Here is a 13,670-nt window from a genome sequence, read left to right on the forward strand (position 1 = left end):
CGGCTACAGGGCTTCGATGCCGTTTTCCCCGGTGCGGATGCGCACCGCCTGCTCGACCGGTGTGACGAAAATCTTGCCATCGCCGATCTTGCCCGTGTGCGCGGCCTTGATGATGGCCTCGATCAGGGTCTCGACCTGGTCGGCGGCCACCACCACGTCGATGCGGATCTTGGGCAGGAAGTCGACGACATACTCGGCCCCGCGATAGAGTTCGGTATGGCCTTTTTGGCGCCCGAAGCCCTTGACCTCGGTGACCGTGAGGCCGTTGACGCCAAGCTCGGACAGCGCCTCGCGCACTTCGTCGAGCTTGAACGGCTTGACGATCGCGGTGATCTGCTTCATGTCGTACTGTGCCATCGTAGTACTCGCGCCCCTTTGGAAAACTTCAAATATAACGCACAGGCGCCCGGTCCCTGTCCGGGACCTTTATAATTCCGCCACTATGCAAAATACTACGCCTCCCGCCAACCAGAACCAGTTCGACAACAAATCGCAAGCCTGGTCCGCGCGATTCTCCGAGCCGGTTTCGGACCTGGTCAAGCGCTATACCGCCTCGGTCGGATTCGACCAGCGTATGGCTGCCTTCGACATCCAGGGTTCGCTCGCCCACGCCGAGATGCTGTCGTCCATCGGTATCATCGATGCCCAGGACCTGGCCGACATCCAGCGCGGCATGGCCGCCATTCTCGAGGAAATCCAGGCCGGACGCTTCACCTGGTCGCTGGACCTCGAGGACGTGCACCTGAACATCGAGAAACGCCTGGTGGAGCTCATCGGCGACGCCGGCAAACGGCTGCACACGGGCCGCTCGCGCAACGACCAGGTGGCTACCGACATCCGCCTGTGGCTGCGGCACGAGATCGATCTGTCCACCGGCCTGCTGCACGCGCTGCGCCTCAAGCTGGCCGAACTGGCCCTAGAACATGCGGGCACCATCCTGCCCGGCTTCACCCACCTGCAGGTCGCCCAACCGGTCACCTTCGGCCACCACCTGCTAGCCTACGCGGAAATGTTCGGCCGCGATGCCGAGCGTCTGGCCGATTGCCGCCGCCGCGTCAACCGCCTGCCGCTGGGCGCCGCCGCACTGGCCGGCACGAGCTACCCCATCGACCGCGAGCGTGTCGCCCGCGCCCTGGGCTTCGACGAGGTCTGCCGCAACTCGCTCGACGCCGTGTCCGACCGCGACTTCGCCATCGAGTTCTGCGCGGCCGCGGCGCTGATCATGACGCATATTTCGCGCTTGTCCGAGGAGCTCGTGCTGTGGATGAGCCCGCGCGTGGGCTTCATCGACCTGGCGGACCGGTTTTGCACCGGCAGTTCGATCATGCCGCAAAAAAAGAATCCGGACGTCCCCGAGCTCGCACGCGGAAAAACCGGCCGCGTCAATGGCCACCTGGTGGCCTTGCTGACCCTGATGAAGGGTCAGCCCCTGGCCTACAACAAGGACAACCAAGAGGACAAGGAAGGCCTCTTCGACACCGCCGACACCATCCGCGATACGCTGACGATCTTCGTGGACATGATCGGCGGCGTGCGCGTCAAGGCCGATGCCATGCGCAACGCCGCGCTGCAGGGCTATGCCACCGCCACCGACCTGGCCGATTACCTCGTCAAAAAGGGCGTGCCTTTCCGCGATGCGCACGAGACCGTGGCCCTGGCCGTGCGCACCTGCGAGGCGCGCGGCTGCGACCTTACCGACCTGAGCCTCGAGGAATTGCGCGGCTTTCATGCCTCCATCGACGAGGATGTGTTTCAGGTGCTGTCGCTCGAAGGCTCGGTGGCCGCGCGCAAACATATCGGCGGCACTGCGCCCGAACGGGTGCGCGCCGAGGCCCGGCGCATCTTGGACGCGGCCCCCTAGCCGACGGCCGGCCCTTTCGGCCGGCCCATGGCCACCAGGCCCAGCAGGGCCACGGCCGCAAAGGCGGCGCCCACCAAAAAAGTCGCGGTCGGCCCCCAGAATTGCCACAACCAGCCGGCGAGCACGCTCGCCAGCAGCATGCACACGCCGCTGGCGAGATTAAAGATCCCGAAGGCTGTCCCCTTGAGGCCCGCGGGCGTCGCATCGGCAACCAAAGCCGTCAGGATGCCCTGGCTGAACCCCATGTGCAGGCCCCACAGCGCGGCGCCGGCCAGCAGAAGCCACACGCCGCCCTCCCCGGCGGCGAGCGCAAGGTCTGCAGCCACCAGCAGCACCAGCCCGGCCGCCAGTACCGTGGTGCGCGGCACACGATCCGAGAGCCAGCCCGCCGGATAGGCCGACAGCGTGAAAAACAACGCCATGACGATCATGACGATCGGCGCCCAGGCGGCGCTCAAGCCCATGTCCAGGGCTCGCAGAACCAGGAAGGCCTCGCTAAAGCGCGCCAGCGTAAAGACGCCGCCAACGACCACGACCCGCCAGTAGGCCGCGTCGAAAGACTGGATGGCGCGCCAGTCGATGGGCGAGCGAAAGCGCCGCTGCGGCCGCGGCGCCGTGGCCGCGGCGGGCTCGCGCACGCCCCAGAAAAGCACGCCCATCGCAATGGCGGAAGGCACCACCGCGAACCACAGAACCCAGCGGATGTCGGACCATGCAAGCATCAGGAGGACGGCCAAGGCCGGGCCGAGCACGGCGCCCACCGTGTCCATGGACTGACGCAGGCCGAAGGCTGCGCCCCGGATGCCGGGCGGCGTCACATCGGCCATCAAGGCATCGCGCGGCGCCCCCCGGATACCCTTGCCGACACGATCGACGAAACGGGCCGCGAAGACCATCCCCGCCGTATCCGCCAGGGGAAAAAGCGGCTTACTCAAAGCGGCCAGGCCATAGCCCGCCAGCAGGAGGCCCTTGCGCCGCCCCAGGGCATCGCTGATCGCGCCGGAGAACACCTTGATGACCAGTGCCGTGGCCTCGGCCACGCCCTCGATCACGCCCACCGCCAGAACGCTGGCCCCCAGCCCGGATACCAGGAAGATCGGCAGCAAGCTGTGGATCAGCTCGGAGGACAAGTCCATGAACAGACTGACCAACCCCAGCATCCAGACGGTGCGCGGGATGGCTCCGTTTTTTGCATCCGAGCCACTCATCGGGCAATCCCCATCGGCATTCGTCAGGGTTCGAATACGGCGATCGATTCCACATGCGCCGTGTGGGGAAACATATTCACCGCGCCCGCGGCCCGCAGCGTCCAGCCGCCCACGTGATGCAGGATGCCGGCGTCGCGCGCCAGCGTGGCGGGATTGCAGGACACGTAAACCATGCGCCGGGGACGTTCTTGAGGCGCCAGCGTAGACAACGCCTGGGCCAAGGCCAGAGCGCCTTCGCGCGGCGGGTCGATCAGCATCCGCTCAAAATACCCCAGGCCGCGCAACCAGTCGGCATCGATCTCGAACAAGTTCAACTCGGCGAACGAGACCCGGTCCGCCAGGCCCTGGCGCGCCGCATCGTCGCGGGCGCGCCGCAGCAGCGCGGCGCTGCCCTCGATTCCGACGACCTCGCGGGCCGCCATCGCCAGAGGCAGGCTGAAATTGCCCAACCCGCAGAACATATCCGCCACGCGGTCGCCGTCGCGCACCTCAAGCAGGCTCAAGGCGCGCGAGACCAGGGCCTGATTGACGGTGGGATTGACCTGCGTAAAATCAGTAGGCTGGTAATGCATGCGCAGGCCATAGGCCGGCAAAGCATAGGCCAGCCGATCCCTATCGTCGGGGTCGAGGGGATGGGCCGACTCGGGGCCTTTGGGTTGCAGCCACCAGATCACCTGGTGCGTCCGCGCGAACGCGCGCAGGTGCTCGAGGTCCCGATCGAGGAGGGGTTCGAGGTGGCGCAAAGAGAAAACCGTCGCCTCATCGCCCACCGCGACTTCGATCTGCGGGATGCGGTCCGGGCGCGACAGGCTTTCGACGAGAGCACGTAAAGGCAGGAGCAGTGCGGACACGTGCGGCGGCAGCACCAGGCACTGCCGGATATCGGCCACGTAACTGCTGTTGCGTTCCCGAAACCCGACGAGCACGCCGCCTTTCTTGGGCACCAGCCGTACGGACAGGCGTGCGCGATGGCGATAAGCCAGGCTGGGCCCCTGCATGGCGGGCAGGATTTGATGCGCTCGGACCTTGCCGATATGCGCCAGGGCGTCCTCGAGGGCGCGCTGCTTGATCGCCATCTGGGCCGCGGGTTCGATGTGCTGCATGGCGCAGCCCCCGCAGGTTCCGAAATGCGGACAAGGCGGCTGGGCCCGCTGGGAGGAAGCCTTGACGACGCGCTCGATGCGCGCCTTGTCGAAAGAGGGCTTGCGGCGCACGACGCGGGCGACGACGCGCTCGCCCAGCAGGGCACCCTCCACGAAGGCGACCTTGCCCGCGTGGTGGGCTACCCCCTGCCCTTCGAGGTCCAGCGATTCGATGTCCAGCAACAAGGTCTGGGAGTCACGCATGATCCCAGGCCGCAAGGTATTCATCCCAGTGCGCGGCGCCGCTCTCGCGCAAGGTCTCGCGCACCAGGGCCAACTCGGCCTCATAGGCCGTGACATCGAGTTCACCCTTGATAAGGCGGTAGCGGCAATACACCAGCCAGGTGTTCACGACGTCGGTTTCACAGTAAGCGCGAACCTCGTCGCGGCGCCCCTCGTGCCAGGCTTGCCAGACTTGTCCGCCATCCATGCCGAGCTTGCCCGGAAAGCCGCAGAGCTTGGCCAACTGGTCCAGGGGCGCATTGGCGCGACCGTTGAACTTGGCCAGCACGTCCATCAGATCGATATGGCGATTGTGGTAGCGGTTGAGGTAATTGTTGAACTTGAACTCGCGATCGTCCTCGCCCGTGTCCCAATAGCGCGGCGCCGCCACCCCGTGAATGAGGCTGCGGTAATGCAGCACGGGCAGGTCGAACCCCGAACCGTTCCAACTCACCAGGGTCGGCGTGTAATGGCCGATGGTCTTGAAAAAACCAGTGATCAGCGCATCCTCGGGATCCTCGGCGCGACCCAGGGTCCTGACCCGGAAGCCCTGGTCGTCGCGGAATACGCAGCCCACCACCGCGATCTTCTGCAGATGCAGCGGCAGAAAGTCGTTGCCGTGGGATTCGCGCCTGGCCGCCAGAGCCTGCTCGATCAGGGCCGTGTCGTCGAGCTCAGACCATTGCGGATTCAGGCGCCGCAGGCCCTCGGCATCAGGGATGGTCTCGAGATCGAAGACCAGGGTCGGAATCATCGGGCCGGCAGATACGACAAGGGGTTGACCGGCGTGCCGCGTCGACGAATCTCGAAGTGCAGGCGTGGCGAACTGGTATCGCTCTGGCCGACTGTGGCGATCTTGGCGCCTTTCTTGACCACCTCTCCGGTCTTGACCAGCAGCGACTGATTGTGCGCGTACGCCGTGATGAAGCCGTTGCTGTGGCCGAGCAGAATCAGATTGCCCAGACCCCGCACGCCATTGCCCGCGTACATGACTTTGCCCTCGGCGGCCGCCTGCACCGGCGCGCCGATCGCACCCTCGATGTCGATGCCCTTGGTAGTGCTGTTGAAACCCTGGATGATCTTGCCGGTGGCCGGCCAGGCCCACGAGATGAGGCTGGCATCGCTCGCGCGCGCGGCCGTGCCGGCCGTGGCGGCTTCGCCCGCCGGCGGAGCCTCTACAGGCGTCACGGGGATCGGCGTGGCCACGCTGCCCTGGGATGCGCCCGCTGGCGGCATGGGCGTGCCGCCATCCAGACGCAGCACCTGCCCGATGGCCAGTTGCGACGGGTTGGTAATGTTATTGAGCTGGCTCAGCCGGGCGACCTCCATGCCATGGGCCTGCGCGATCTTATAGAGCGTATCGCCGGGCTTGACCACGTAGGTGCCGCTGGCCTGCTGCGAGGCGGCGGCCGTGCTGGACTGATCCGCAACCGGCGCACGTTCGGTCCGCGAGGCGCAACCGGCCAACAGAGCCGTTGCAAACAGCGCCGTCAGCACGAGCGGGCGAATGCCGCGGCGCCGGGTGTGGATGAGCGGAGCGCCTGTTGCAAACGTCCCTACATGCATAAAAATCTCCTTAGGTCTGCGTGCCAGGACGCAGCGGTACGAATCGGACATCCTCGAGCTCTTGGCGTCGCCATGCGGCCAGACCGGTGCGCTCGATCAGAATGAGCCTCTGCCTGGCCGAGCCCTCGGGTGCGATCAGGCGCGCGCCGACGGCCAGCTGGCTCAACAGAGTCTCAGGGATTTTAACCCCGGCGGCGGCCACGACAATGCCATCGAAAGGCGCATGGCGCTCGAGCCCCTGCATGCCATCGCCGAACGACAAGCGCACGCGGCCACGGGCGCGCGTATGCGCGAGGTTCAAGCGCGCCTGCTCGTATAGCCCGCGCACCCGCTCGATCGCAAAGACCTCGGGCACGAACTGGGCCAGCACCGCCGCCTGATAGCCGCAACCCGCGCCCACCTCGAGCACCCGGGCCGGTTCGCGCCCGAGGCACATCACCGACAGCATATACGCTACCACCCAGGGCTGTGAAATCGTCTGGCCGAATCCGATCGGCAAGGCCGCGTCCTCATAGGCTCGGCTGGCGAGGCCCTGGTCCACGAAATCGTGCCGCGCCACCGCCTGCATCGCCGCCAGGACCCGGGTGTCGGCGATGCCCTGCTCGCGCAGGCGCTGGACCATGAGGGCCCGCAGCCGCTCAGAATTGAGCCCGAGGTTCGGCGGCGGGGCGGTGGCGGACGCGGCCGCCGGCGCCGGCACGGGCAGCGTGAACGGCCGTGGCCCCTGAATCCGGGTGTTGCTGTTGGCCGGGGTATAGCCCGGGCCCGGCGCGGACCCGGCCGACGCCCGCCGCGGCATGCCTGCCGGTTTGCCGAGTGGGTGCTTGGCCTTGTTCATAGGCGCGATGTCCAGTCGCGGATCGCCGCGAGCTGTTCGTGGTGCGTCAGGTCCAGGCGCAACGGCGTCATCGACACGGCGTTGTCCTCGATCGCACCGAAGTCGGTGCCTTCGAGCCCATCGCGGGCACGGCCGACCGGCCCGATCCAATAGACCGGCTCGCCGTAGGGCGTGGTGCTGCGGATGACGGGCTCGGCCGGATGCCGGCGGCCCAGGCGGGTCGTCCGGAACCCCGCGAGCGCCTCGTAGGGCACCGGCGGGATGTTGACATTCAGCAGCAGAGGCTCGCGCCAGGGTTCGCGCTGGAAAAGCGCCACCACCTCGCGCGCGACGCGCGTCGCGCAGTCCAGGTGCCGCCATTCGCGCTGGACCAGCGAGAACGCGAGCGACGGGATACCGAACAGAAAGCCCTCGGAAGCCGCCGCCACCGTCCCCGAATACAGGGTGTCCTCGCCCATGTTGGCGCCGTTGTTGATGCCCGAGACCAGCAGGTCGGGACGGAAGTCCAGCAGGCCCGTCAACGCGACGTGCACGCAGTCCGAGGGCGTACCGTTGATGAAGTAGAAGCCGTTAGGCGCCTGCCGCACCGAAAGGGGGCGGCGCAGGGTCAGCGAGTTGGAGGCGCCGCTGCAATTCGTCTCGGGCGAAACCACGGTGACCTCGCCGAAATCCCGCAAGGCATGGGCCAATGCTTCGACACCCGGTGCGTTGTAGCCATCGTCGTTGGAAACCAGAATCCGCATTACGCCCTTCCATATTTATGAACTAGACCAGACGTAGCGGATTGTACCCGTGGATGATGGCGGTTTGGATGACCGCCGGTTAGAATGGCCGCGATATCCTAGACCGCCCGCCGCCCATTCATGTCCAGCCTTTCCGCCATTGCCGCCACCGCCATCGTCCTGATCCTGGCATACCTGATCGGCTCGACCTCCTTCGCGGTGCTGGTCAGCAAATCGATGGGCCTGCGCGATCCGCGCAGCTTCGGCTCGGGCAATCCAGGGGCCACCAACGTGCTGCGCAGCGGCAACAAGACCGCCGCCATCCTCACGCTGCTGGGTGACACCGCCAAGGGCTGGGCCGCCGTTGTGCTGGCCGCCTGGGCAGCCGGCGCGGGCCTCGCGCCCGAGGCGGCCGTGCCCTGGGCGGGCCTCGCGGCGTTCCTGGGCCATCTGTATCCGGTGTTCCTGCGCTTCAAGGGCGGCAAGGGCGTCGCCACCGCGCTGGGCGTGCTGCTGGCGCTGCAGCCCTGGCTGGCCGTCGCCACCATGGCTACATGGGGGATCGTCCTGTACGTCACGCGCTACGTGTCGCTCGCCTCGATCGCCGCGGCGGTGTTCGCGCCCTGCTACTACATCCTGGGCGGCAAGGTGGCCTGGCGCATGGACGCCATGACCACAGTGGTGATCGCCGCGCTGGCGGTGCTGCTGATCGTGCGCCACAAGGCCAACATCTTGCGTCTGCTGGCCGGCAAGGAAAACCGCTTGGGCCGCAAAAAATAGCAAATAGAGGCGGCCTGTCTCGCCTCGGCGGCTAGTGTCCTGTTCGGTGACTCCGTACAGGACACTAGGGCGCGCAGACTGCCCGCAAGTCCCAACGCGGATGCACTGCAAAGGACCCTTCATGCACGCTCAGGTCGGCCAGGCCGGTCCGCACCCGTTGGGCCGCCGCCCAGGCGATCATGGCGCCATTGTCGGTGCAGAGTTCCAGCGGCGGGAAAAAGACCTCGCCGCCCAGAGCCGGCATGGCGTCCATCAGGCGGCGGCGCAAAGGGCGATTGGCGCCAACGCCGCCGGCCACCACGAGGCGGCTCAGGCCCGTCTGGCGCAGTGCCGCCAACGACTTGGCGGCCAGGACATCGATGATGGCCGCTTCGGTGGCCGCGGCCAGGTCGGCGACGGCGCCCGGATCGGGCGCCCCCCCGCCAGCGCTCTCGATGGCCTTCATGCGTGTGAGGACCGCGGTCTTCAGGCCGCTGAAACTGAAGTCCAGGTCGCCGCTATGCAGCATTGGCCGCGGCAACGCCTGGGCACGGGGGTCGCCGCGCTCGGCCAGGCGCGAGAGCTCGGGCCCGCCGGGATAGCCCAGGCCCATGAGCTTGGCGCTCTTGTCGAAGGCTTCGCCGGCGGCATCGTCCAGCGTTTCCCCGAGCAGCTCGTAGCGCCCGACGCCATCGACCCGCATGAGCTGCGTATGCCCGCCCGACACCAGCAATGCGACAAAGGGGAATGCAGGGGCCGGGTCGGCCAGCAGGGGCGAGAGCAGGTGACCCTCGAGGTGGTGGATGGGGATCGCCGGCACGCCGCGCGCCCAGGCAAACGCGCTGGCAAAGCTCGCCCCCACCAGCAGCGCGCCTGCCAGGCCGGGCCCGGCCGTATACGCGACGGCGCCGAGATCGTCCATGCCCAGCCCCGCCCGTGACAAGACCTCGCGAGTCAGGGGCGCCACGCGGCGAATGTGGTCGCGTGAAGCCAGCTCGGGGACCACGCCGCCATATTCGCGGTGCATGGCGATCTGGCTGTGCAGGGCATGCGATAGCAAGCCGCTCTCGGTGCAGACGGCCGCCACGCCGGTTTCGTCGCAGGAGCTCTCGAATCCGATGATAATCATGCGCGCAGTGTACAACCGTTAGCCAAACGGTTTTAGAATCCAGACTGCGACAACAAGCAAACAACAACCACCCGCTAAAGGAAGGAGCATCATGCTAGAGAAACTGTTCCGGCTTTCAGAACACGGGACGACGACACGCACGGAAATCGTGGCCGGGCTGACCACTTTCCTGACGATGTCGTACATCGTCTTCGTCAACCCCGACATCCTCTCCAGCACCGGCATGGACCGCAATGCAGTATTCGTGGCCACCTGCCTGGCTGCCGCCCTGGGAACGCTGATCATGGCGTTCCTCGCCAACTGGCCGATCGGCATGGCGCCCGGCATGGGCCTGAACGCGTTCTTCGCCTTCACCGTCGTCGCCCAGATGGGCTATAGCTGGCAACAGGCGCTGGGCGCGGTGTTCATCTCGGGCGTGGTATTCGTGATCCTGACGGTGACCGGCATCCGCTCCTGGCTGGTGGCCGGCATCCCGCCCTCTTTGCGCTCAGCGATCGCCGCCGGGATCGGCCTGTTCCTGGGCATCATCGCGCTGGGCACCGCCGGCATCGTGGTCGCCAACCCGGCGACCAAGGTCGGCCTGGGCGACTTGACCCACGTCCCCACGTTCTATGCCATCCTGGGATTCTTCCTGATCGCGGCTCTGGACGCCCTCAAGGTGCGCGGTGCCATCCTGATCGGCATCCTCGCGATCACCATCCTGTCCATCCTGACGGGTTACACGGAATTCCAGGGGGTGTTCTCGGCGCCGCCCAGCCTGGGGCCGACCTTCTTCCAGCTCGATATCGCGGGCGCCCTGAATACCGGCTTCTTCCACGTGATCCTGGTGTTCGTCCTGGTCGAGGTCTTCGATGCGACCGGCACCATGATCGGCGTGGCCACGCGCGCCGGCCTGATCCAGCCCGGCAAGCCCAACCGCCTGGGCCGCGCCCTGCTGTCGGACAGCACGGCCATCGTCGCCGGCTCCATACTGGGCACCAGCAGCACCACCGCCTACATCGAAAGCGCCTCGGGCGTGCAGGCGGGCGGCCGTACCGGGCTGACCGCACTGGTCATCGCCGTGCTGTTCCTGCTGGCCCTGTTCTTGTCGCCGCTGGCCGCGATCGTGCCAGGCTACGCCACCGCACCCGCCCTACTCTACGTGGCCTGCCTGATGCTGCGCGAACTCGTCGACGTGCAGTGGGACGACATCACCGAGGCGGTCCCCGCCGCCATCACCGCCATGGCCATGCCGCTGACCTACTCCATCGCCAACGGCCTGGCCTTCGGCTTCATCAGCTACGTCGCGATCAAGATCCTGACTGGGCGCTTCCAGGAAATCCACTCCGCGACATTGCTGGTGGCCGTCCTGTTCATCATAAAATACGCCCTGTTTCCGGGATGAGACAGGACACGGAACAGTCCCTGCGGACTGTTTCGTGCCTGTCGAATCCGAGCCGCATGCAGGCGGCGAGGTGGGGAGGGGCCTGTCGAATCCGAGCCGCATGCAGGCCATTACTCCCCAAGCTTGCGGAAATCCGAAGCCGCCCCCATATGTCCTTCATGCGAGGGTGCGTCCGAAGGACACCCTGTCGTTTCCCAACCGAGGAGCCTCCATGAGCACCGTCGAACTGACCCAAGACACTTTCCAAGCCGCCACCCAGGCCGAGCAGCCCCTGATCGTCGACTTCTGGGCACCGTGGTGCGGCCCCTGCCGCAGCTTTGCACCGGTCTTCGAGTCCGCCGCCGCGCAGCACTCCGACGTCACCTTCGCCAAGATCAATACCGAAGAGCAACAAGAACTGGCCGCGGCGCTGCGCATCCGCTCGATCCCCACGCTGATGGTGTTCCGCGAAAACGTCTTGCTGTTTCAGCAGGCGGGCGCCTTGTCGGCATCCCAGCTCGAAGAACTCGTCACCCAGGTCAAGGCCGTCGACATGACCCAGGTGCACGCTGAAATTGCGGCCCAGGAAAGCAAGGCCGAATAAATCCGCGACTTCCGGGCGGCATCGCGGCCGGACACCGCGCGACTCAACCCCGCGAGTCCCCGTCCAGCAGTGTCCACACGCCACGTCCGCGCGTGAGGTTCATATAGAGGGTCTCCAGGTCCGCGCAGCGCGTCGCCTCGATGGCCAGCGTCCAGGTGACGCCATCGAGGCCGTAGGCTTCGTCCTCGATGCGGGCGCCGGCCTCGGACAAACGGGCGCGCACACGGTCCAGGTCGCCAAAGGCGCAATCACACCGGACCCGGCGCTCCTCGACCCACGGGGCCTTGTCCGCCAGGCGCAGGCATTGCGCCACCACGCCGCCATACGCCCGCACAAGACCGCCCGTGCCCAGCTTGATGCCGCCGAACCAGCGCGTCACCATCACGACGACCCGATCACAATCCTGTCCTTCGATCGCCTGCAAAATCGGCCGCCCCGCGGTCCCGCCGGGCTCGCCGTCGTCGTGGAAACGATAGGCCTGCCCGATGCGCCAGGCCCAGCAGTTGTGGGTGGCCTGGGGCTGGCGTGCGGTCTCTAGAAAGGCGGCCGCCTCGTCGGCACTGTGCGCCGGTGCCGCCACCGCGAGAAAGCGGCTCTTGCGAATGTCCTCCTCGTATCGCGCAACGCCGCCGAGCAGGAACGCCATGCCGTCCTCAGGTCTCAATGCCCCTGGACGACAGGTATTCCTCGTATGTCCCCGGATAATCGATGATCCCGCCGTCGGGCAGGATTTCGATCACACGGGTCGCCACACCCGAAACGAACTGCCGGTCGTGTGACACGAACACCAGCGTGCCCGGGTATTGCTCAAGGGCATATTGGAGGGATTCGATGGATTCCATGTCCAGGTGGTTGGTCGGCTCATCGAGCAGCATCACGTTGTGGCGGCCCAGCATCAAGCGGCCAAAACTCATGCGATTCTTTTCGCCGCCCGAGAGCACGCGCACCGCCTTCGAGATCTCATCGCCGGAAAACAGCAGGCGCCCCAGCACCGAACGGATGGCCTGGTCCTCGTCCCCGGCCTGGCGGTAGTCCGTCAGCCAATCGAACAGATCACGATCGGAATCGAACTGGTCCGACACATCCTGTGCCATGTAGCCGATATCGGCATTCTCGGACCAACGCACCTTGCCTGCGTCGGGCATCAGGTTCCCGGCCAGCAGGCGCAGCAGCGTGGTCTTGCCCACACCGTTGGCGCCGATGATGGCGACCTTCTGGCCCGCCTCGATCATGGTCGTCAGTCCGCCGATGATGGGCCGGTCGTAGGCCTTGGAAAGCTCCTCGACGTGTGCGGCCTGGCGGTGCAGGACCTTGTTGACCTCGAAGCGGATGTAGGGATTCTGGCGCGAAGAGGGCTTGACGACCACGGTCTCGGCCTTGATCCGGTCGATCTGCTTGAGCCGTGAGGTCGCCTGGCGCGACTTGGATTTGTTGGCTGCGAAACGCCGCACGAAGTCCTGCAGTTCGGTGACGCGTTCCTTGGCGCGCGTATTGGCCGCGACCTGGCGCTCGCGCGCCTGGGTCGACGCCAGCATGTAATCGTCATAGTTGCCGGGATAGACGCGCAACTCGCCGTAATCCAGATCCGCCATGTGGGTGCAGACCTGGTTCAGAAAGTGGCGATCGTGGCTGATGATGATCATCGTGCTGTCGTACTCGTTGAGCACATTCTCGAGCCAGCGGATCGTATTGATGTCGAGGTTGTTGGTCGGCTCGTCGAGCAGCAGCACGTCCGGATTCGAGAACAGCGCCTGGGCCAGCAGCACACGCAGCTTCCAGCCCGGGGCGACCTCGCTCATCGGCAGCCCGTGCTGCTCGACCGGAATCTCGAGCCCCAGCAGCAGCTCCCCCGCGCGCGCCTCGGCGGTGTAGCCGTCATACTCGGCGAAACGGGCCTCGAGCTCCGCCGCGCGCATGTAGTCGTCCTCGGTGGCCTCGGGATCCGCGTAGATCGCATCGCGCTCGCTCATGACCTGCCACATCTCGACATGGCCCATCATGACGACATCCAGCACGCGGATATCCTCGAAGGCGAACTGGTCCTGGCGCAACTTGCCCAGGCGCAGACCGGGCTCGAGAGAGACATTGCCCGCGGTGGGCTCGAGGTCGCCGCCGATGATCTTCATCAATGTGGATTTGCCCGAGCCATTGGCGCCGATCAGGCCATAGCGATTGCCGTCGCTGAACTTGACGCTGACATTCTCGAACAGCGGCTTGCTGCCGAACTGGATTGCTAGATTTGCAGTGGATATCACG

14 protein-coding genes are annotated in these 13,670 nt (G+C 66.2%); 4 read left to right on the forward strand and 10 right to left on the reverse strand.

Annotation, left to right across the window (positions count from 1 at the left end; all coding sequences use genetic code 11):
• Positions 1-3: 3 nt before the first annotated feature.
• Positions 4-342: a P-II family nitrogen regulator gene (locus ABS761_RS06790; protein ID WP_350407493.1), complete on the reverse strand. Its 339-nt coding sequence runs from the start codon at positions 340-342 to the stop codon at positions 4-6.
• 100 nt (positions 343-442) lie between these two features.
• Between ABS761_RS06790 and argH the strand changes: the two genes are divergently transcribed.
• Positions 443-1,861 carry an argininosuccinate lyase gene (gene argH / locus ABS761_RS06795; RefSeq protein WP_350407404.1) on the forward strand — a complete coding sequence of 473 codons (1,419 nt, stop codon included), beginning with the start codon at positions 443-445 and terminating at the stop codon, positions 1,859-1,861.
• Here argH and ABS761_RS06800 read toward each other — a convergent pair.
• Genes ABS761_RS06800 through surE form a run of 6 tightly spaced genes read right to left on the reverse strand, consistent with a single transcriptional unit; the run spans position 1,858 to position 7,580 of the window.
• Positions 1,858-3,069 carry an MFS transporter gene (locus tag ABS761_RS06800; protein WP_350407405.1) on the reverse strand — a complete coding sequence of 404 codons (1,212 nt, stop codon included), beginning with the start codon at positions 3,067-3,069 and terminating at the stop codon, positions 1,858-1,860. The two genes, argH and ABS761_RS06800, sit on opposite strands and share 4 nt — an antisense overlap.
• 23 nt (positions 3,070-3,092) lie before the next feature.
• Positions 3,093-4,415, reverse strand: coding sequence for a 23S rRNA (uracil(1939)-C(5))-methyltransferase RlmD (rlmD, locus tag ABS761_RS06805; RefSeq protein ID WP_350407406.1), 1,323 nt, complete (start codon positions 4,413-4,415; stop codon positions 3,093-3,095).
• Entirely contained in the window at positions 4,408-5,187 is a 780-nt protein-coding gene (locus tag ABS761_RS06810) for a 3'-5' exonuclease (RefSeq protein WP_350407407.1), read from the reverse strand. The genes rlmD and ABS761_RS06810 overlap by 8 nt, the downstream gene beginning before the upstream one ends.
• Positions 5,184-5,999 (reverse strand): peptidoglycan DD-metalloendopeptidase family protein, encoded by an 816-nt coding sequence (locus tag ABS761_RS06815; RefSeq protein ID WP_350407408.1) that lies wholly within the window; start codon positions 5,997-5,999, stop codon positions 5,184-5,186. The genes ABS761_RS06810 and ABS761_RS06815 overlap by 4 nt, the downstream gene beginning before the upstream one ends.
• Positions 6,000-6,009: 10 nt before the next feature.
• Entirely contained in the window at positions 6,010-6,798 is a 789-nt protein-coding gene (locus tag ABS761_RS06820) for a protein-L-isoaspartate(D-aspartate) O-methyltransferase (protein WP_350407494.1), read from the reverse strand.
• Between the two features lie 35 nt (positions 6,799-6,833).
• On the reverse strand, positions 6,834-7,580 hold the full coding sequence (surE, locus tag ABS761_RS06825) for a 5'/3'-nucleotidase SurE (protein WP_350407409.1): 747 nt from the start codon (positions 7,578-7,580) through the stop codon (positions 6,834-6,836).
• 120 nt (positions 7,581-7,700) lie between these two features.
• On the opposite strand from surE, the gene plsY reads away from it, so the two are divergent.
• Positions 7,701-8,339, forward strand: coding sequence for a glycerol-3-phosphate 1-O-acyltransferase PlsY (plsY, locus tag ABS761_RS06830; protein WP_350407410.1), 639 nt, complete (start codon positions 7,701-7,703; stop codon positions 8,337-8,339).
• A 64-nt stretch (positions 8,340-8,403) separates the two neighbouring features.
• Here plsY and tsaD read toward each other — a convergent pair whose 3' ends face one another.
• Positions 8,404-9,447 carry a tRNA (adenosine(37)-N6)-threonylcarbamoyltransferase complex transferase subunit TsaD gene (gene tsaD, locus ABS761_RS06835; RefSeq protein WP_350407411.1) on the reverse strand — a complete coding sequence of 348 codons (1,044 nt, stop codon included), beginning with the start codon at positions 9,445-9,447 and terminating at the stop codon, positions 8,404-8,406.
• Positions 9,448-9,538: 91 nt separating this feature from the next.
• Here tsaD and ABS761_RS06840 point away from each other — a divergent pair, with 91 nt between their 5' ends.
• Both ABS761_RS06840 and trxA read left to right on the forward strand, forming a co-directional pair.
• On the forward strand, positions 9,539-10,831 hold the full coding sequence (locus tag ABS761_RS06840) for an NCS2 family permease (protein ID WP_350407413.1): 1,293 nt from the start codon (positions 9,539-9,541) through the stop codon (positions 10,829-10,831).
• Between the two features lie 211 nt (positions 10,832-11,042).
• Positions 11,043-11,414 carry a thioredoxin gene (gene trxA / locus ABS761_RS06845; RefSeq protein WP_350407414.1) on the forward strand — a complete coding sequence of 124 codons (372 nt, stop codon included), beginning with the start codon at positions 11,043-11,045 and terminating at the stop codon, positions 11,412-11,414.
• Between the two features lie 43 nt (positions 11,415-11,457).
• Here trxA and ABS761_RS06850 read toward each other — a convergent pair whose 3' ends face one another.
• Positions 11,458-12,060: an IMPACT family protein gene (locus ABS761_RS06850; RefSeq protein ID WP_350407415.1), complete on the reverse strand. Its 603-nt coding sequence runs from the start codon at positions 12,058-12,060 to the stop codon at positions 11,458-11,460.
• A gap of 7 nt (positions 12,061-12,067) precedes the next feature.
• Positions 12,068-13,669, reverse strand: a complete 1,602-nt coding sequence (locus ABS761_RS06855; protein WP_350407416.1) for an ABC-F family ATPase — start codon at positions 13,667-13,669, stop codon at positions 12,068-12,070.
• Position 13,670: the final 1 nt, after the last annotated feature.

This window comes from Castellaniella sp. GW247-6E4, assembly GCF_040276065.1.
Taxonomy (GTDB): Bacteria; Pseudomonadota; Gammaproteobacteria; order Burkholderiales; family Burkholderiaceae_B; genus Castellaniella.